The 19,304-nt window shown below is 50.1% G+C and carries 18 protein-coding genes; 8 read left to right on the top strand and 10 right to left on the bottom strand.

The features are described 5' to 3' along the window. Window positions 1-163 precede the first annotated feature (163 nt). The 5 genes from OH773_RS18245 to qseB form a co-directional block, all read right to left on the bottom strand. Window positions 164-1,084 (bottom strand): LysR family transcriptional regulator, encoded by a 921-nt coding sequence (locus tag OH773_RS18245; protein ID WP_270140716.1) that lies wholly within the window; start codon window positions 1,082-1,084, stop codon window positions 164-166. Between the two features lie 124 nt (window positions 1,085-1,208). Beyond that, the gene (locus OH773_RS18240; RefSeq protein WP_270140714.1) at window positions 1,209-1,526 is read right to left on the bottom strand and encodes a putative quinol monooxygenase; all 318 of its coding nucleotides are present in this window, start codon (window positions 1,524-1,526) and stop codon (window positions 1,209-1,211) included. A gap of 30 nt (window positions 1,527-1,556) precedes the next feature. Beyond that, entirely contained in the window at window positions 1,557-2,138 is a 582-nt protein-coding gene (locus OH773_RS18235; RefSeq protein WP_064540084.1) for an NAD(P)H-dependent oxidoreductase, read from the bottom strand. 121 nt (window positions 2,139-2,259) lie between these two features. After that, a complete protein-coding gene (gene qseC, locus OH773_RS18230) occupies window positions 2,260-3,615 on the bottom strand; it encodes a quorum sensing histidine kinase QseC (RefSeq protein WP_270140711.1) in 1,356 nt (451 codons plus the stop codon). Beyond that, the gene (gene qseB / locus OH773_RS18225; RefSeq protein WP_270140708.1) at window positions 3,612-4,271 is read right to left on the bottom strand and encodes a quorum sensing response regulator transcription factor QseB; all 660 of its coding nucleotides are present in this window, start codon (window positions 4,269-4,271) and stop codon (window positions 3,612-3,614) included. Before qseB ends, qseC begins: the two co-directional genes overlap by 4 nt. 199 nt (window positions 4,272-4,470) lie before the next feature. On the opposite strand from qseB, the gene OH773_RS18220 reads away from it, so the two are divergent. The 5 genes from OH773_RS18220 (at window position 4,471) to OH773_RS18200 (ending at window position 12,056) form a co-directional block, all read left to right on the top strand. Beyond that, complete coding sequence (locus OH773_RS18220) at window positions 4,471-4,878, top strand: YgiW/YdeI family stress tolerance OB fold protein (protein ID WP_270140706.1); 408 nt, start codon at window positions 4,471-4,473, stop codon at window positions 4,876-4,878. 158 nt (window positions 4,879-5,036) lie between these two features. Further along, window positions 5,037-7,307: a DNA topoisomerase IV subunit A gene (parC, locus tag OH773_RS18215; protein ID WP_270140704.1), complete on the top strand. Its 2,271-nt coding sequence runs from the start codon at window positions 5,037-5,039 to the stop codon at window positions 7,305-7,307. Window positions 7,308-7,387: 80 nt separating this feature from the next. Next, window positions 7,388-8,143 (top strand): 1-acylglycerol-3-phosphate O-acyltransferase, encoded by a 756-nt coding sequence (locus tag OH773_RS18210; RefSeq protein WP_270140702.1) that lies wholly within the window; start codon window positions 7,388-7,390, stop codon window positions 8,141-8,143. 64 nt (window positions 8,144-8,207) lie between these two features. Further along, window positions 8,208-9,620, top strand: a complete 1,413-nt coding sequence (gene ftsP, locus OH773_RS18205; RefSeq protein ID WP_270140700.1) for a cell division protein FtsP — start codon at window positions 8,208-8,210, stop codon at window positions 9,618-9,620. A 207-nt stretch (window positions 9,621-9,827) separates the two neighbouring features. Next, complete coding sequence (locus OH773_RS18200; protein ID WP_270140698.1) at window positions 9,828-12,056, top strand: YgiQ family radical SAM protein; 2,229 nt, start codon at window positions 9,828-9,830, stop codon at window positions 12,054-12,056. A gap of 115 nt (window positions 12,057-12,171) precedes the next feature. Here the strand turns inward: OH773_RS18200 and dkgA are convergent, their stop codons facing one another. After that, a complete protein-coding gene (dkgA, locus tag OH773_RS18195; protein ID WP_270140695.1) occupies window positions 12,172-12,999 on the bottom strand; it encodes a 2,5-didehydrogluconate reductase DkgA in 828 nt (275 codons plus the stop codon). A 129-nt stretch (window positions 13,000-13,128) separates the two neighbouring features. Next, window positions 13,129-14,292, bottom strand: a complete 1,164-nt coding sequence (gene yqhD / locus OH773_RS18190; RefSeq protein WP_270140693.1) for an alcohol dehydrogenase — start codon at window positions 14,290-14,292, stop codon at window positions 13,129-13,131. Between the two features lie 193 nt (window positions 14,293-14,485). Between yqhD and OH773_RS18185 the strand changes: the two genes are divergently transcribed. After that, window positions 14,486-15,373 (top strand): AraC family transcriptional regulator, encoded by an 888-nt coding sequence (locus OH773_RS18185; protein WP_270140691.1) that lies wholly within the window; start codon window positions 14,486-14,488, stop codon window positions 15,371-15,373. A gap of 80 nt (window positions 15,374-15,453) precedes the next feature. Here OH773_RS18185 and OH773_RS18180 read toward each other — a convergent pair whose 3' ends face one another. Beyond that, complete coding sequence (locus tag OH773_RS18180; protein ID WP_183272733.1) at window positions 15,454-16,113, bottom strand: DedA family protein; 660 nt, start codon at window positions 16,111-16,113, stop codon at window positions 15,454-15,456. Between the two features lie 197 nt (window positions 16,114-16,310). Continuing rightward, window positions 16,311-17,498, bottom strand: a complete 1,188-nt coding sequence (metC, locus tag OH773_RS18175; RefSeq protein WP_270140688.1) for a cystathionine beta-lyase — start codon at window positions 17,496-17,498, stop codon at window positions 16,311-16,313. Window positions 17,499-17,686: 188 nt separating this feature from the next. On the opposite strand from metC, the gene exbB reads away from it, so the two are divergent. Continuing rightward, on the top strand, window positions 17,687-18,421 hold the full coding sequence (gene exbB, locus OH773_RS18170) for a tol-pal system-associated acyl-CoA thioesterase (protein WP_183272734.1): 735 nt from the start codon (window positions 17,687-17,689) through the stop codon (window positions 18,419-18,421). A 4-nt stretch (window positions 18,422-18,425) separates the two neighbouring features. Then, window positions 18,426-18,851, top strand: coding sequence for a TonB system transport protein ExbD (gene exbD / locus OH773_RS18165; RefSeq protein WP_183272735.1), 426 nt, complete (start codon window positions 18,426-18,428; stop codon window positions 18,849-18,851). Window positions 18,852-18,912: 61 nt separating this feature from the next. On the opposite strand, the gene OH773_RS18160 is transcribed toward exbD, so the two are convergent. After that, window positions 18,913-19,299: a cytoplasmic protein gene (locus tag OH773_RS18160; RefSeq protein ID WP_270140682.1), complete on the bottom strand. Its 387-nt coding sequence runs from the start codon at window positions 19,297-19,299 to the stop codon at window positions 18,913-18,915. Window positions 19,300-19,304 lie beyond the last annotated feature (5 nt).

Raw genomic sequence — 19,304 nt, 5'->3', positions numbered from 1 at the left:
AGAGGCAGCTAACTCTTCAGGAAATATAAGATCACTATGTGACGTGGTGTAAATATAATTTATAACGTTTAACTGCCTTGTGCGTTTAAATATTGTACGGGTAAATAATGACCTGCCTATTACTCAGGCCTAAGTGCGGATTTAGTTTTATTGCAGAGGGCGGTTAATTGTCGAGAATGGTCGCCAGAAATTGTCTGAAACTGGTTTTTTGTTCCATTTCTTTTCGGTAGATCAGATACACACTCAGTTGTTGTACCGGGAATAATGGCGTGAGTTTTCGCAGCCCGAAAGCGTGTTCGTAGCGGTTAAAAGCCTCATGTGAAATGAACCCAACGCTGTCCGTTTCTGACAAAACAGTGAGCAGCATCAGTAATGAATTCGTTTCAAACGCTGGGGGCGTTTTTCTCATTGTGGCATGTAGGGTCTGCTTTTTCTGGTGGATCATCTCATCGGCAGTTAAATGGCTGACCATATCAAGGCACTTTAACTGCTCAATACTGACTTCACTTTGCAGTAGTGGGTTATCCTGGCGACACACTAGCGTTGGGGTTAATTGATGATGCAAAATACAGCTCAGACTTGCATTGGTGATGGGCGTGGCGGAAAAAACAATATCTGCTTTGCGTAAGTTAAGTAATTCGACCGCATCAGGAATATCCAGATTGGTTTCGATATACTTTATTTTATAATTAATGTTTTCAGATTTTATTTTTAATAATGTGACAGACAAATCATGTACTGCCACTGAAAATGGGGAATAGATTACCAGCGTTTCCCGATGGCGATTTTTATGACTCGTGTCTATTGAATCACTCATTATTTCCAGCGTTTGCTTTAACTGTAGATAAAGATCATCAGCAAATACCGTTGGCGATATCGTATTTCCATGACGGATAAATAAAGGGTCTTCAAAGTGCAGGCGGAGTTTGCGCAGGGAATGGCTAATAGAAGGCGGGGTAACATCCAGAATCTCAGAGACTTCGGTGATGCTACGAGTGGAATAGATCAAACAGAATGTGGTTAGCAAATTAAGATTAAAACTGGAAAGTTTTAAAACCTTATCGGAAACCATATTCGTTGCCATCTCTTACTCCCGGTGAAAACTCTGAGTAAAGAGTAGTTTAGCAGCGTTTAATGACTATGAATTTTATCCATAAAAAAAGGGAGCGGATGTTTACACCGCTCCCTTTTGTTTTTCCGCAAACCGATTACTTGATTGCGTCTTCCAGAATATGGATATGCACATCCAGCACATCGTCTTTTACAGCAGCACTGTGATCTTTCATATGCTGGGTTTGAAGGTGAGCTTCGAGATGAGCAACACTCTCCCATTTTTCCAGCATAAATACGGAAGCGGGTGCTGTCGTCTGGAACGCCACTTGTGCGTTATGGTCGACTAATGGCGCGTAACCGAAGCAGCCTTCTTCCTCCAGCACGGTAGGAATAATTTTTGCGAAGGCATCTAAAACCGCCTGGCGATGATGCGCACCTGGACGGGTACGAATTTCAGCTATCACTGTTAGCATGACTTACTCCTTTCGATAATTACTTAACAGTTAAGCAAAAATCTGGCCGAGATGCTCGCGGTATTCTGCGATAAAACGTGGAACGTCAGGCACTTTCATCACATCGTTAGCGATAAAGGTCGGCAGACCTTCCATTCCAAGGAACTGGTTCGCTTTATGGAATGGCAGATAAACGCCATCAACACCCACGCCATGGAAGAACTGTTCTTTATCTTCAAAGGCTTGCAGTGGGGCGTTCCAGGTCAGGGAAAGCATATAGGTTTTGCCCTGAATCAAACCGCCGGAGCCATACTTTTTCTCAGCGTCTGAGCGGGTACGGCCATCGCTTGCATACAACGAACCATGACCTTCAGTGAACACATCATCGATGTATTTCTTCATGGTCCACGGTGCGCCCATCCACCAACCTGGCATTTGGTAAATCACGGTATCGGCCCACAGGTACTTTTCGACTTCTTCTTTTACGTCGTACTCGCTGTCGGTTCGGGTGACCAGAACATCATGCCCGAGGTCGCGCAAAAAGCTTTCCGCGACGTCGGTCAGGGTGTCATTAAGTTGGCCGTTAGAGTGGGCGAATTTTTTCGCACCATTGATAATCAGGATGTTGCTCATAGTTAACTCTCGAATTATTGCGTCTGGCGCGAAGTTTAATGTGAATGCCATCACGGTTAAATGCCATAAACGGGCAAAGACTTTTGCTCCAGCTGCAATAATCGAATGAATAAGTGAGCATTCACCAACGAATCCTGACCTGGAAACCGCCCTGGTCGCTGTTCAAAAATAGCGCCTGCATCCCATGCAAAGCGGCAATGCGTCGTACGATGGACAGCCCCAATCCGCTGCCGGTTTTTTCCTGTCCTGGCGGGCGGAAGAATCGCTCACCCAGCGACGTTAAAAACTCCGGGCCGACCCCTGGGCCGTTGTCGGTAATCGTTATTTCCCGGCTTTGCAAAACGACATCTACCACGCTGCCACGCGGACTATAACGCACGGCGTTATCCAGCACATTTCTCACCATTAAACTCAGTAGTAACGGTTGCCCCTGGCGTTTCACATCCGCATTTTTTACCTCAAGACGAATATCGATGCCTTCGCGCAGCGCCTCGTGGTACGCATCCATCACGGCATTTTGCAGTAATGATTGAAGTTCGACTTCCTGCACATCATCCAGACCAGCTAAAGAATCCAGGCGTGATAACGTCAGTAACTGATCGACCAGACGCGTGGCACGATCGATACCCGCACTGAGATTATTGAGAGCATGATCGCGTACCGGCTCGTCGTTTTGCGCAAGTTGTGCCACTTCGGCCTGCACTTTTAACGCGGCAAGCGGGCTGCGTAGTTCGTGTGCAGCGTCAGAGGTAAAACGTCGCTCGCGCTGCATTAATTCCCCGGTGCGAGAAAATAGCTGATTGAGCGCGACGACCAATGGGCGAATTTCCTGCGGCAGCGTTTGTGTTGGCAGTTCGCTGCCGTCGTCAGGTTTGCGGCTGCGTAATTGGTGCGCCAGCTTGTGAAGCGGGGCGAGGGCGCGACTCACCAACCACACCAGAAGTAGCAAAATAAGCGGTAGCGCGATAAGCCATGGTGTGAGCTGCGACAACACAATATCCAGTGCCAGATCTTCCCGGTACTCCCATTCCTGGCCGACGACGATGCGGTACTTACCATCCGGCGTGGTGACCCACACCATGCGCCACATATCGTCGTCGCCCGCAAGTTTACCGTCGGTAAAACCATCGCGTTGGTAGCGATAAGTGAGGTTGCGGCCATTGTCGCCATCATTGAGTAACAGTCTTCCATCGGCGGTGTAAATGGCGAAAGCCAGCGTATCGTCGTCTTGTTTGCCGCGATGATGGGAAATCAGGCTTTTAGTACGCGGAAGTTCCGTTTCCCCCTGCATATTATCCAGCTTTAATGCACTCAGACGCTTGGCAAACAGCACCTGCTGAGTATCAAACAGTTTGTTGAGGTTTTTGCTGGTTTGATGCCAGGCTGCGACGCTTGCGCCAACCCATGCCAACAGCGTCAGCAAAACATATCCGGCAATTAATCTGGCGCGTAAACTTTGAGTCAGTGCTTTTATCATTCTTCGCCCAACGTATAACCAATTCCGTGCACTGTGCGAATAAACCCGCTGCCGAGTTTACGGCGCAAATGGTGGATATGGACTTCCAGCGCATTTCTGGAGATATCGTTATCCCAGTTATAGAGTTTTTCTTCGATAAGCGAGCGCGGTAATACACGCCCGGCGTTACGCATAAATAATTCCAGTAGCGCAAACTCTTTGGGTTTTAAGTGCAACGCTTCACCCTCGCGAGTCACGGTTAATTTAATGGGATCAAGCTCTACCCCCGCGTGATTCAATGTCGATTGAACCTGCCCATGATTACGGCGAATTAAAACCTGAAGCCGGGTGGCAACTTCTATTAACGCAAAGGGTTTACACAAATAATCATCTGCACCGAGTTGCAACCCCTCGACACGTTGTTCCAGCGCGTCACGCGCGGTGAGAATCAACACGGGTTCGGTTTGGCCGTTACGACGCCAGGTTTTTAGAATATCCAGCCCGTCGATTCCCGGCAGGCTTAAATCCAGTATCACAGCATCATAAGGTGCCAGGCTCAGCGCCGCCTGGCCCTGAAGGCCATCGGTAAACCAGTCGACGATAAATCCCATTTTGGTTAACCCGGCTTTTAATCCGTCACCGATGAGCTTATCGTCCTCAATCAGTAATATGCGCATATTGTTGCCTTTCCATTGACCATTACCGGCAAGTAAATAACGTTTGCAACCGCCTTGTACAGAGGAAAAATGCCGGGGTTGATGCTGAATGGCATTTTTATAAAATATACGTTGTTACGGTGAAAAATTAAGATCGCGTTAAGATCTCTCGAGTTAAATAGCACTCAGAAAACGTTCATTCATATAGGGAAAATTAACGATGAAAAAAATAGCCGCTATTCTGACTATTCTTGCAATTACCGCAGCCCCAGCACTGGCTGCACAACAAGGTGGATTCTCGGATCCTAATGCTCCAGCCGCACAAACCACCCCAACTCAGACTGCTGGTGGTTTTGTTGGACCAAGTGGTAGCAACACAACCACGGCACAAGCGAAATCACTTTCTGACGACACGTGGGTGACCTTGCGCGGTAAGATTGAATCGCGTATCGGCGGAGATCACTACATTTTCCGTGATGCAGCCGGCACGATTAATGTCGATATCGATCATAAACGCTGGAATGGGCAGACCATCACACCGAAAGACACCGTTGAAATTCAAGGTGAAGTCGACAAAGACTGGAACTCCGTTGAAATCGATGTGAAGCAAATTACCCTCGTAAAATAACCCCCTCAATGAGCCGCAATTTGCGGCTCATTTCATATCTCCTCACTTCCTAAAGATACTCACTCCTCTGTGACTACGAAGGCCAGATAAGGTACTATCGGCGGCAATTACGCCGTCTATGACTAGACCCGGCTCGTCAGTTTGAGGATGAATAATTAATGAGTGATTTAACTCATGATGGTGCAGAACGCCTTGCGCTGCACGAATTCACAGAAAATGCGTATCTCAACTATTCCATGTACGTCATTATGGACCGCGCGCTGCCGTTCATTGGTGATGGGTTAAAGCCCGTACAGCGTCGTATCGTCTATGCGATGTCAGAGTTGGGATTAAGCGCCAGCGCTAAATTCAAAAAATCAGCCCGTACCGTCGGTGATGTGCTGGGTAAATACCATCCACACGGCGACAGCGCCTGTTATGAAGCGATGGTGCTGATGGCACAGCCGTTCTCTTACCGTTATCCGTTGGTTGACGGGCAGGGGAACTGGGGTGCACCGGATGACCCGAAATCCTTTGCCGCGATGCGTTATACCGAATCGCGACTGTCAAAATACGCAGAAGTCTTGCTGGGTGAGTTAGGGCAGGGGACGGTCGATTACGTGCCGAACTTTGACGGCACGATGCAGGAGCCGAAAATGCTGCCTGCGCGTCTGCCGAATATTCTGCTCAATGGCACCACCGGTATCGCGGTCGGGATGGCAACAGACATTCCTCCGCACAACTTGCGCGAAGTAGCGCAAGCGGCAATGACCCTGATTGACCACCCGAAAACCACGCTCGATGAAGTGCTGGATATCGTTCAGGGACCGGATTACCCAACCGAAGCCGAAATCATCACCCCGCGTGCTGAGATTCGTAAAATCTACCAGAATGGTCGTGGCTCTGTGCGCATGCGCGCAGTATGGAAAAAAGAAGATGGCGATGTGGTTATTACCGCATTGCCTCATCAGGTTTCCGGGGCTCGCGTGCTTGAGCAAATCGCCAGCCAAATGCGAGCTAAAAAGCTGCCAATGGTTGAAGATTTGCGTGATGAGTCGAACCACGAAAACCCGACCCGTCTGGTGATTGTTCCACGTTCTAACCGTATCGACGTAGAGCAGGTGATGAACCACCTGTTTGCCACCACCGATCTTGAAAAAAGCTATCGTATTAACCTCAATATGATCGGTCTGGATAATCGTCCATCGGTGAAAAACCTGCTGGAAATTCTGACTGAATGGCTGGTTTATCGTCGTGAAACGGTGCGCCGTCGCCTGAGTTATCGTCTGGAGAAAGTGCTCAAACGCCTGCATATCCTCGAAGGTTTGCTGGTGGCGTTCCTCAACATTGACGAAGTGATTCATATTATTCGTACCGAGGATGAGCCGAAGCCGGTGCTGATGTCGCGCTTCGAATTAAGCGAAACGCAAGCCGAGTCCATCCTCGAGCTGAAATTACGCCACCTCGCAAAACTCGAAGAGATGAAAATTCGCGGCGAGCAGAGCGAACTGGAAAAAGAGCGTGACCAATTGCAGGGTATTCTGGCGTCCGAACGCAAAATGAATACGTTGCTGAAGAAAGAATTGCAGGCTGATTCAGATGCTTATAGCGACGATCGCCGTTCACCATTGCGTGAGCGTGGCGAAGCGAAAGCCATGAGCGAACATGATATGACCCCGTCTGAACCGGTCACCATTGTGCTCTCACAAATGGGTTGGGTGCGTAGCGCCAAAGGCCATGACATTGACGCACAAGGGCTTAACTACAAAGCGGGCGACAATTATCTGGGTTCTGCCAAAGGTAAGAGCAACCAGCCAGTGGCGTTTATCGACTCCACCGGGCGCAGTTACGCGCTTGACCCTATTACGTTGCCATCGGCGCGTGGGCAGGGCGAGCCGCTAACGGGCAAACTTACGCCGCCGCCGGGGGCTGTTGTTGAACACGTCTTAATGGCACCAGATGACCAAAAACTGCTGATGGCTTCTGATGCAGGATATGGTTTCGTTTGTACCTTCAATGATTTAGTTGCCCGTAACCGTGCGGGTAAAACGCTTATTTCATTGCCGGAAAACGCGAAAGTGATGCCGCCGATGGAAATCTCAAGCGCTGACGATATGCTGTTGGCCATTACCGCGGCAGGGCGAATGTTGATGTTCCCGGTGGCTGATTTGCCGCAACTTTCCAAAGGGAAAGGGAATAAAATCATCTCGATTCCTTCAGCGGAAGCGGCAAAAGGCGAAGACAAACTGGCGCATTTGTTTGTCTTGCCGCCGCAAAGCACCGTGACTCTGCACGTGGGTAAACGCAAAATTAAACTCCGCCCGGAAGAGTTGCAGAAAATCACCGGTGAGCGTGGCCGTCGCGGTACGCTGATGCGTGGTTTGCAACGTATTGATCGCGTTGAAGTGGATTCACCGCTTCGTGCCAGTGCAGGTGACAGCGAAGAGTAATTGAAATCTGGCGGCAGTAATGCCGCCAGACTGGCGTGTTTTATATATAATTATCAGCGGTTTTGGTTTTTGAGGTTGTTATGCTATCCATCGTACGTTTTATAATCGTTGTAATTTATTGCCTGTTGGTGTGCATTTTTGGCTGCATTTATTGCCTGTTCAGCCCACGCAACCCACGCCATGTTGCGACGTTTGGTCATCTCTTTGGGCGTCTTGCACCCGTCTTCGGTTTGAAAGTTGAAACCCGTTTACCTGAGGGTGCCGAAAATCATCCAACGGCGATTTATATTTGTAATCACCAGAATAACTACGACATGGTGACTGCTGCGAATATTGTGCAGCCGCCAACGGTCACCGTCGGGAAAAAAAGCCTGCTGTGGATCCCGTTCTTTGGCCAAATTTATTGGTTAACCGGGAATATGCTTATCGATCGTGATAACCGTTCCAAAGCGCTTAGCACCATTTCCCAGGTTGTGACGCAAATTAAGAAACGTAATGTGTCGGTCTGGATGTTCCCGGAAGGGACTCGTAGCCGTGGCCGTGGCCTGTTGCCATTTAAAACGGGTGCATTCCATGCCGCAATTGCTGCGGGCGTCCCAATTATTCCGGTGTGCGTTTCGAATACCAGTAATAAAATTAAACTCAACCGTTTGAATAACGGTTTAGTCATTGTAGAAATGTTGCCGCCGATTGATATCAGCCATTACGGCAAAGACCAGGTGCGTAAACTTGCCACTGATTGCCGTGAAATTATGATGGCAAAAATCGACGAACTAAATAAAGAAGTCGCGGAGCGCGAAGCCTCCGGTCGAGTTGAAAGCAAGCAAGCGAATTAATCGCTTTTATTTTGGCGGTACGTTTTGTGCAGCCCCACGTTAGTCAGTTTCACATGGAGTTTATATGTCACTCAGTCGGCGTCAGTTTCTACAGGCATCCGGAGTCGCACTTTGTGCAGGCTCGGTGCCACTGAGGGCAAATGCCGCAGGAATGCAGCAACCTTTACCCGTTCCTCCGTTACTGGAATCTCGCCGTGGCCAGCCTTTGTTCCTGACGTTACAACGGGCGCACTGGTCATTTACTGGCGGCGCTAAGGCACCAGTCTGGGGCTTCAACGGGCGTTATCTTGGGCCGACCATTCGCGTGTGGAGCGGCGATGATGTGAAGATGATTTACAGTAATCGTCTGCAAGAAAACATCGCTATGACAATTGCCGGATTGCAGGTGCCCGGCCCGCTCATGGGCGGCGCGGCGCGCATGATGTCTCCTAATGTTGACTGGGCGCCCGTTCTGCCGATACGCCAGCAGGCCGCTACGTTGTGGTACCACGCCAATACCCCAAACCGTACCGCGAAACAGGTCTACAACGGCCTGGCGGGTATGTGGCTTATCGAAGATGAAGTCAGTAAGTCGTTGCCGATCCCAAATCATTATGGTGTCGATGACTTCCCGGTCATCATTCAGGATAAGCGCCTGGATAACTTCGGTGCGCCTGAATATGAAGAACCGGGTAGCGGTGGCTTTGTCGGTGACACGCTGCTGGTGAATGGTGTGCAGGGGCCGTATGTCGAGGTTTCACGCGGCTGGGTGCGTTTGCGTTTGCTCAACGCCTCTAACTCGCGCCGCTATTTGCTGCAAATGAGCGATGGTCGGGCGATGCACGTGATTTCAAGCGACCAGGGTTTCCTTCCTGCACCTGTTTCCGTGAAGCAATTATCCCTGGCGCCAGGTGAGCGTCGCGAGATTCTGGTGGATATGACCGACGGCAAAGAAGTGTCGATAACCTGCGGTGAGGCTGCGGGTATCATGGACAGGATCCGTGGCTTCTTTGAACCTTCGAGCATTCTTGTCTCTACGCTGGTACTCACGCTGCGGGCCACCGGGCTGCTGCCTTTGGTGACAGATACCCTGCCAATGCGCTTGCTGCCGGAGGAAATTATCAGCGGCAATCCGTCGCGCAGCCGTGATATTGCGCTTGGCGATGACCCCGGGATTAACGGCCAACTCTGGGATATGAAGCGTATTGATATTCAGACTCAGCAAGGCACCTGGGAGCGTTGGACAGTGCGAGCGGATATGCCGCAATCTTTCCATATCGAAGGTGTGAGCTTCCTGATTAAAAACGTTAATGGCGCGGCACCGTTTGGTGAGGACCGTGGCTGGAAAGATACCGTTTGGGTTGATGGGCAAGTCGAGCTACTCGTGTACTTTGGCCAGCCTTCCTGGGAACATTTCCCGTTCCTCTATTCCAGCCAAACACTGGAAATGGCGGACCGTGGCTCTATTGGGCAATTGTTGGTTCAACCCGCGCCATAAACCACCCTAACCCTCTCCCTGAGGGAGAGGGCCGGGGTGAGGGCCTGGGTTTTAACATTGCAATAACACTTCATTTTTGACCCAATACCAGCGTATAATCGCCGGCTTTGGTTATTTTTAAATCATTTTTTATACCCATGTGACTTCGGGAAGCCGCCTGGCTGCATCCTGAAGGTCGATGGGTATATTCATTTTTTCGGAAGCATTATGAGCTCTATTAGCCTGATCCAGCCCGATCGCGAACTCTTTTCGTGGCCACAATACTGGGCAGCCTGTTTTGGCCCGGCACCGTTTTTACCCATGTCACGCAAGGAAATGGACGAATTAGGCTGGGACAGCTGTGACATCATTCTGGTTACGGGAGATGCTTACGTTGACCATCCAAGTTTTGGTATGGCGATTTGTGGCCGTATGCTGGAAGCGCAAGGTTTCCGCGTGGGGATCATCGCTCAGCCTGACTGGAACAGCAAAGAAGACTTCATGCGTCTGGGTAAACCGAACCTGTTCTTCGGTGTGACTGCGGGCAATATGGATTCAATGATCAACCGTTATACCGCGGACCGTAAACTGCGTCATGACGATGCCTACACGCCTGATAACGTAGCGGGTAAACGCCCGGATCGTGCCTCGCTTGCCTATACCCAACGTTGTAAAGAAGCCTGGCGTGATGTGCCGGTGATCCTGGGTGGTATTGAAGCGAGCTTGCGTCGTACTGCGCACTACGATTACTGGTCTGATACCGTTCGTCGCTCCATTCTGGTGGATGCCAAAGCCGACATGCTGATTTTCGGCAACGGCGAACGCCCGCTGGTGGAAGTGGCTCATCGCCTGGCGATGGGTGAGAAAATCGACGAAATTTGCGATGTGCGTAACACCGCGATGATGCGTAAAGAAGCGATGCCAGGCTGGTCTGGTGTGGATTCTACGCGTCTGGATATGCCTGGCCGTATCGACCCGATTCCACACCCATACGGTGAAGATTTACCGTGTGCAGAAACCGGCAAGCCAAGTAAGCCTGTGGATGAAGCGAAAGCCATCGTGGTGAAGCCTGCGCCAATGAAGCCGTGGGAAAAAACCTACGTGTTGCTGCCGTCGTATGAAAAAGTTAAAAACGACAAAGTTCTCTACGCGCACGCATCACGTATTCTGCACCACGAAACCAACCCGGGTTGCGCGCGTGCATTAATGCAAAAACACGGCGATCGTTACATCTGGATCAACCCGCCAGCGATTCCGCTTTCCACTGAAGAGATGGATAGCGTGTTTGCGCTGCCTTATAAGCGCGTTCCACATCCCGCATATGGTAAGGCGCGTATCCCTGCATATGAGATGATCCGCTTCTCGGTGAACATCATGCGCGGCTGCTTTGGTGGTTGCTCGTTCTGTTCTATCACCGAACACGAAGGGCGCATTATTCAGAGTCGTTCAGAAGACTCGATCATCAGCGAAATTGAAGCGATGCGCGACACCGTTCCAGGCTTTACCGGCGTGGTTTCGGATCTGGGTGGCCCAACAGCCAACATGTATATGCTGCGCTGTAAATCGCCACGTGCAGAACAAACTTGTCGCCGTCTGTCTTGCGTTTACCCGGACATTTGCCCGCACATGGACACTAACCATGAGCCGACGATTAACTTGTATCGCCGCGCCCGTGAGATCAAAGGCGTTAAGAAGATCCTCATCGCTTCCGGTGTTCGTTACGACATCGCCGTGGAAGATCCACGTTATATCAAAGAGCTGGCGACGCACCACGTAGGTGGTTATCTGAAGATTGCCCCGGAACATACCGAAGAAGGGCCACTTTCTAAGATGATGAAGCCGGGAATGGGCAGCTATCAGCGCTTTAAAGAGCTGTTTGATACCTACTCTAAACAGGCTGGCAAAGAGCAGTATCTGATTCCTTATTTCATCTCCGCACACCCAGGTACGCGTGATGAAGACATGGTGAATTTGGCGCTGTGGCTGAAGAAAAACCGCTTCCGTTTGGATCAGGTGCAGAACTTCTATCCATCGCCGCTGGCGAACTCCACCACCATGTATTACACCGGTAAAAACCCGCTCGGTAAGATTAGCTATAAGAGTGAAGATGTCGTGGTGCCGAAAGGTGACCGCCAGCGTCGTCTGCATAAAGCGCTGTTGCGTTATCACGATCCGGCTAACTGGCCGATGATTCGTGAAGCACTGGAAGAGATGGGTAAAAAACACCTGATCGGTGGCCGTCGTGAATGTCTGGTGCCTTCGCCAACGCTTGAAGAGATGCGTGAAGCGCGTCGCTATAATCGTGGGGCTCGTCCGGCTTTGACGAAACACACGCCGATTGCGCATCAGCGTAAACCGGCTCCTGCGGGCGCGAAAAGTACGGCAAAACCGGCAGTAGTAGCGAATGCCGCACAGAAAAAGGCCGGGAAACCTGCGACGAAAAAACGCCCGGTTTAATGGGCGTTGTAAGGTAGTAATGCACTCACCCTAACCCTCTCCCACAGGAGAGGGGATTGCCTGGTTTTCTCCCTCTCCCTGAGGGAGAGGGTCGGGGTGAGGGCTACTTTAGCTATTACGCACCAAAAACATCCGGGTCTGGTCCCAGACGCTTATTGCTATCCAACTTCGCAATCTCGCTTAACTCGTCTTTATCAAGACGGAAATCAAACACGTTAAAGTTCTCAGCAATACGCGATGGCGTCACCGATTTCGGGATAACCACTAGGCCGCTGTCCAGGTGCCAGCGAATCACAATTTGTGCCGGTGTTTTGCCGTATTTGTCGGCCAGATCGCGGATGATTTTCTTATCAAACACGCCTTCACCGCCCTGAGCCAACGGGCTCCACGATTCGGTCTGAATCTTGTGTGTGGCATTCCAGGAATGAAGCTGGCGTTGTTGCAGTAATGGATGGAGTTCTATCTGGTTGATAACCGGTGAGACACCCGTTTCATCAATCAAACGCTGAAGATGGTTGAGCTGGAAATTACACACACCGATGCTTTTGACCAGGCCCTGTTTTTGCAGCTCAATGATCCCTTTCCAGGCTTCAACATAATGATCTTTGCTCGGCACGGGCCAATGCATTAGATAGAGATCAACATAATCCAGTTGGAGTTTTTCGAGGCTGTCTTCAAGCGCCTGACGTGGACGTTGCTGATCGTCGTTCCACAGTTTAGTGGTGATAAACAGTTCTTCACGCGGGATGCCCGCGCTTTTTAGCGCACTGCCTACGCCGTCTTCATTCTTATACGCGGCAGCGGTATCGATAGATCGATAGCCGACTTCCAGCGCTTTTTCGATTGCAATCTGGACCTGTTCGTTGCTGGCTTGCCAGACACCGAGGCCCAATTGCGGCATTACATTCCCATCCTGGAGCTTGATTACAGTTGGAGTTGTCATGTATTCCTCCTTAATGATTAAACCCGAAAAATTCAAATTGCAGGGGCGTTGGCTTTCCTGCAACTTGAATAATTTAGGGTTTAAGTCTGGACCAAATACTCAAAAACGAGAACCAAATGACTAAATTACTTAGCGTGCAGCTTCGTAAATACGACGGCTAACGTCCAAAGTAATGTCCTGGTGTTCACCTAATTGCGTCATGCCTTTCTCTTCGAGTTTCACCAGTAATGCCGGGATAGAACTGCCATCCAGACCATAGGCGGAGAGGCGAGTTGGTGCACCCATTTGCTCGAAGAAATTACGCGTCGCAGCGATTGCGGCATCGATACGCTCTTCTTCGCTGCCTTCTGTGATATTCCACACGCGCTCTGCATATTGCAGCAGTTTGCCGCGTTTCTCGTTACGCTTTTCATTCAGCAAAGATGGCAGCACTACCGCCAGAGTTTGCGCGTGATCCAGACCGTGCATCGCGGTCAGTTCATGGCCCAACATATGCGTTGCCCAGTCTTGCGGTACGCCAGCACCGATCAGGCCGTTTAACGCCATGGTCGCCGCCCACATGATGTTGGCACGCACATCGTAGTTTTCCGGTTCTTTCAACGCTTTTGGGCCGTCTTCAACCAGTGTTAACAGAATGCCTTCAGCAAAACGATCCTGGACTTTTGCGTTCACCGGATAAGTAATGTATTGCTCAACGGTATGGACAAACGCGTCCACAACACCGTTTGCGACCTGACGTGGTGGCAGGGTGTAGGTGTAAACCGGATCAAGAACAGCGAAGACCGGTTGCACGTGCTCAGACATAAACGCCTGTTTGTCACCGGTAGCGCGACGAGAAACGACGGCACCTTTGTTGGATTCAGAACCGGTTGCTGGCAGAGTCAGAACAGAGCCCATTGGGATGGCGCTTTTCACGTCATTACCGTGAGTCAGCAGGATATTCCATGGGTCGATATCGGCAGGGTAATTAGCTGCTGCTGCGATGAACTTAGTACCATCCAGCACTGAACCACCCCCTACCGCTAACAGGAAAGTCACTTTCTGTTGGCGAACCACGTCAACCGCTTTCATCAGCGTTTCGTAAGTCGGGTTAGGTTCGATACCACCAAACTCCAGAACATCCAGACCTTCAAGCGCGGCATAAACCTGGTCCAGCACGCCATTTTTCTTCACGCTGCCGCCGCCGTAGGTAACCAGCACGCGAGCATCTGCTGGGATTTGAGCACGCAGTTCGGAAATGGCACCTTTACCAAACAGGATGCGGGTCGGGGTGTGTAGGTTGAAATTGTTCATTATCGGATTCCCGTTTTGTGGGTGATTAATAACATTGCTTATCGCATTTGATGGTAGCCATTGTCGGCTCAGGGTGGCTATCGCTCAATGCTTATTCCTGCCTTTATCTTGCCTATTCCTCCAGGGGGCTGGAGAAATGAAAAGATTCAATGCACACTGAGATCGTCAGTAAAGTCAGCAAGAGAGCGGGAAAATGAAGCGGAAAGCGATTTGTCAGCAGTTAACTAACAAGATTAATTATCTGATACAAAAAGAAAATAGTGGCCTCATTTCACTGCCTAATGTCAGTTTGCTGTATGGCACCCAACCCTATGCGCGTACGCCAGTGATGTATGAGCCGGGGATCATTATTCTCTTTTCCGGGCATAAAACGGGTTATCTGAACGATCGTGTGTTTCGCTACGATGCCAACGAGTACCTGTTGCTGACCGTGCCGCTACCTTTTGAATGTGAAACCTTTGCCACACCTGAAGTGCCGTTGGCTGGACTGCGCATTAAGATCGATATTTTGCAGCTTCAGGACTTGCTGATGGATATCGGCGAAGATGATGTATCGCACCCGCAAACCTGCTCAACCGGGATTAACTCCGCTGAGCTATCCGAAGAGATCCTCTGTGCTGCCGAGCGTTTACTGGACGTGCTGGAAAACCCGCTCGACGCGCGTATTTTGGGCAAGCAAATTATCCGCGAAATCCTCTATCACATTCTGATGGGGTCGTGCGGTGCCGCGCTTTTAGCACTGGTCAGCCGGCAGACACATTTCAGCCTGATAAGCCGCGTGCTCAGGCGCATTGAAACACAGTACACAGAAAACCTTTCTGTAGACCAACTCGCTGCGGAAGCGAACATGAGTGTTTCGGCGTTTCACCATAACTTTAAATCGGTGACCAGCACCTCGCCGCTGCAATATCTCAAGAGCTACCGTTTACACAAAGCGCGCATGCTGATTTTGCACGATGGGATTAAAGCCAGTACTGCGGCAATTCGTGTCGGATATGAAAGTGCGTCGCAGTTTAGCCGTGAGTTTAAGCGATACTTTGGCGTTACGCCGGGGGAGGATGCCGCGCGGATGCGGGTGTAGGGGGTTGTATTTGCCATTTTGCCCCTGGGTAGTGCTCAGAAATGGCTACCCAGGGTTGCTCTTTAAGAGGCGGTCTTTACTTATGCAGGATTTAATCTTTTCTTGATGAGGACAAACAACGTTCCGATTAAGCCTGCCACCAGAAGCACCATCGGCAATACCATCAGACAAGTCATCACCTGATCTTCGTGGCGTTTTACAAACGGGATCATGCTCAGGGCATAGCCCAGACTGGACACGCTACCCACCCATAACAGCCCGCTTAACCAGTTAAACACCTGAAAGCGGCGATTGCTGAGACCTGAAATACCCGCCATGGTTGGCAGCAGAGTGCGGACAAATGCTAAAAAACGCCCGGCCAGCAAGGCAAATAACCCATGTCGGTCAAACATATGCGTCGCACGTTGGTGATATTGCGGCGGCAACTGTTGCAGCCAACTTTTAACTGTTTTGGTATTACCGAGCCAGCGACCTTGCGCATAACTTAACCAACAGCCAAGGCTTGCCGCTGTCGTGAGAATGAGTAATGTCGGGACAAAATTCATGACCCCTTTTGCCACCAGCGCTCCCGCGAGTAACAAAAGACTGTCGCCCGGCAAAAATGAGGCGGGCAGTAATCCATTTTCGAGAAACAGCGTCGCAAACATGACGCAATAAACCACTCCAACAACATGAGGGTCCGCGAGTGCAGCAAAGTCATGTTGCCAAAGCGCCTGAACGATATGATGTATAACAGCCATGGCAAATCCTGTGGAACCGCTTTATTCGGCGCGTCTAAATCTATAGTAGTTAGATTAGGTACACCTTAATTTCTCGGCGTACCTTTTTTTGAAAGCATAGTGTAACGCTAAATGGCCTGCGACACCTTGATCACAGGCTCAACTAATCATCATGAATTTAGAAAAACTGTCCTTTCAGGTATCCACTTCTGGAAAATTCAGGCAATACGCTGGAAACCTGCATCGAGATCGGCAATCAAATCGTCAACATTCTCCAGGCCGATATGAAGCCGAACTAACGTACCGGAGAAATCAACTCCCCCTGCCGGGCGAATCTCTGCCACTTCTTCCGGCTGGTTGGCGAGGATCAGTGATTCAAACCCTCCCCATGAATAGGCCATACTAAAATAGTTAAAATTGTCCAGGTAGTGCTGATACTGATCATGACTTAAGCGTTTTTTGAGCACGAATGAGAACAAACCGCTGCTACCTGTAAAGTCTCGTTTCCAAAATTCATGGCCTTTACTGCCGGGCAATGCAGGGTGATTGACGCGTTCAACTTGCGGATGTTGTGCCAGCCATTCGGCTACTTTCAGGCTGCTTTCATGATGTTGGCGCAGGCGTACCCCTAAAGTACGTAACCCGCGGCTGGTCATATAAGCAGTATCTGCATCCAGCATTTGACCCATCAGATAAGAATTCTCACGCAATTGATCCCAGCAACGGGCATTTGACACCGCCGTTCCGACCATTGCGTCAGAATGGCCAATCAAATACTTGGTTCCTGCCTGAATCGAAATATCAATGCCGAAATCCAGCGCTTTAAACAAAACCCCAGCAGCCCAAGTGTTATCAATCATGATGATGGCTTCTGGAGCAACGCTGCGCACCGCCTGAACTATGGCGGGGACGTCATGTACTTCCATTGTGAGTGAGCCAGGGGATTCCAGAAATACGACTTTAGTATTGGGTTTAATGAGTTGAGCGATGTCCGCGCCAATCATCGGGTCAAACCAGGTGGTGCTGACGCCGAGTTTTGCGAGGATCTTGGTACAGAAATCCTGGCTCGGCTCATAGGCGGTGCCAGTCATCAGCACATTATCGCCCTGCTCAACAAAAGCCAGAATCGCATTGGCCACGGCTGCAGCGCCACAAGGATAAAGTGCGCAACCCGCGCCGCCTTCCAGTTCGCACATCGCTTCTTGCAGCGAGAAATGGGTGAGGGTGCCACGACGGCCATAAAACAGCTCGCCTTTTGCGCGGTTGGCGGTGGCGTGTTTTTTCGCTTCGACAGTTTCAAAAACCAATGATGAAGCGCGTTGAATGACGCTGTTAACAGAACCCTGAGTGAATTTCTTATCGCGCCCGGCATTCACCAGCGCCGTTTCAATGTGTTTTTTAGTCATCTTCACGTTGCCCTATTTACCCATCTGGATGTCCAAAACTAACTTATCATGCTTTTGCTGCGTAAGCGCAAGGAATCCATGGACAATTTCAGGCACTCTTTAAATACTAATGAGAACTACTATCAATTCGATGTCGTTTTGATATTATTGCGCACAGTTTTTGTATTATTTCGTGGTGGAGAGTAAGAGTGACGAATAATTTGATGCAGACAGACCTCTCTGTCTGGGGCATGTATCAGCATGCTGACATCGTGGTAAAAATTGTGATGATCGGCCTGATTCTGGCTTCTGTCGTCACCTGGGCCATCTTCTTTAGCAAAAGTGTTGAGTTGATGTCGCAAAAGCGCCGTCTGAAGCGTGAGCAGCAGCAACTGGCTAATGCCCGCTCTCTGGATGAAGCCAGTGATATGGCTGAAGCGTTTGATGCGAAAAGCCTGAGCACGATGCTGATTAATGAAGCGCAGAATGAGCTTGAGCTTTCCACTGGCAGCGAAGATAACGAAGGCATAAAAGAGCGTACCGGTTTCCGCCTTGAGCGTCGCGTTGCGGCGGTGGGTCGACACATGGGACGCGGTAACGGTTTTCTCGCGACCATCGGTGCAATTTCGCCGTTCGTCGGTCTGTTTGGTACGGTCTGGGGCATCATGAACAGCTTTATTGGTATTGCACAATCGCAAACCACTAACCTTGCTGTTGTTGCACCGGGTATCGCGGAAGCATTGTTGGCAACGGCTATCGGCCTGGTTGCAGCGATTCCTGCGGTGGTTATCTACAACGTGTTTGCCCGTGTGATTGGCGGCTATAAAGCTTCTCTGGGTGACGTTGCGGCTCAAGTTTTACTGCTGCAAAGCCGTGACCTGGATTTAGAAGCCAGTTCTCACGCTCGCCCGGTACGTACGGCTCAGAAACTGCGTGTAGGTTGATACCATGGCTTTGCGTCTTAACGAAAATCTCGACGATAACGGTGAAATGCATGAAATCAACGTGACACCGTTTATCGATGTCATGTTGGTGCTGCTGATTATCTTCATGGTGGCCGCGCCGCTTGCAACAGTCGATGTGAAGGTTAACCTTCCTGCCTCTTCAAGCCAACCACAACCGCGTCCTGAAAAGCCGGTCTATCTTTCTGTCAAAGCCGATCGCACTATGTTTATCGGCAACGATGAAGTGACCAAAGAAAGTATGATCAATGCGTTGATGGCGGCGACCGAAGGTAAGAAAGACACGACGATTTTCTTCCGCGCAGACAAATCGGTTGATTACGAAACGATGATGAATGTGATGGATACGCTGCATCAGGCAGGGTATCTGAAGATTGGTCTGGTTGGGCAAGAAGTCACGAAACCTCAGTAACCTCGTCAAATATCACTATTTTTAAGCGGCCTGTTAGTTGTACTAACCAGGCCGCTTTTCATTACAAATTCGGTGTTTTATAGCTGTTTTCCAGCAGGGCACGAGTCCGCGACAGCGTTTGGGCTTCCTCATTTCTCAGTTGCTGATAAACCGCCTCCAGCCGGGCAAGAATCACATTTTTCATCCGCGGTTGATGGGCCAGAATTTCACTGAGTACAGAGCCGTAAATTTCTTCTTTCATGCGATAAGGAAACATTTGATGGCGGTTGTGCCACTTTTGCTCAACCAGCGCTGAAGTAATGTTAATTTTCCCTTCGGTGAAACGAGCAATATTTTCATTTTTTATGGCCACCAGAGCAGCGATATTATCACGCAATAACGTGTTCTCAGGTGATGCATCATTCGAAGCAGCGGTATCGTGCTGAGTGGGTTGCTGTACATCTGACATTGAGC

The organism is Buttiauxella sp. WJP83 (assembly GCF_027594725.1).
GTDB lineage: Bacteria > Pseudomonadota > Gammaproteobacteria > Enterobacterales > Enterobacteriaceae > Buttiauxella > Buttiauxella selenatireducens.
Note: the sequence above shows the minus strand (reverse complement) of the source record. Positions and strands in the feature narration are given on the sequence as shown.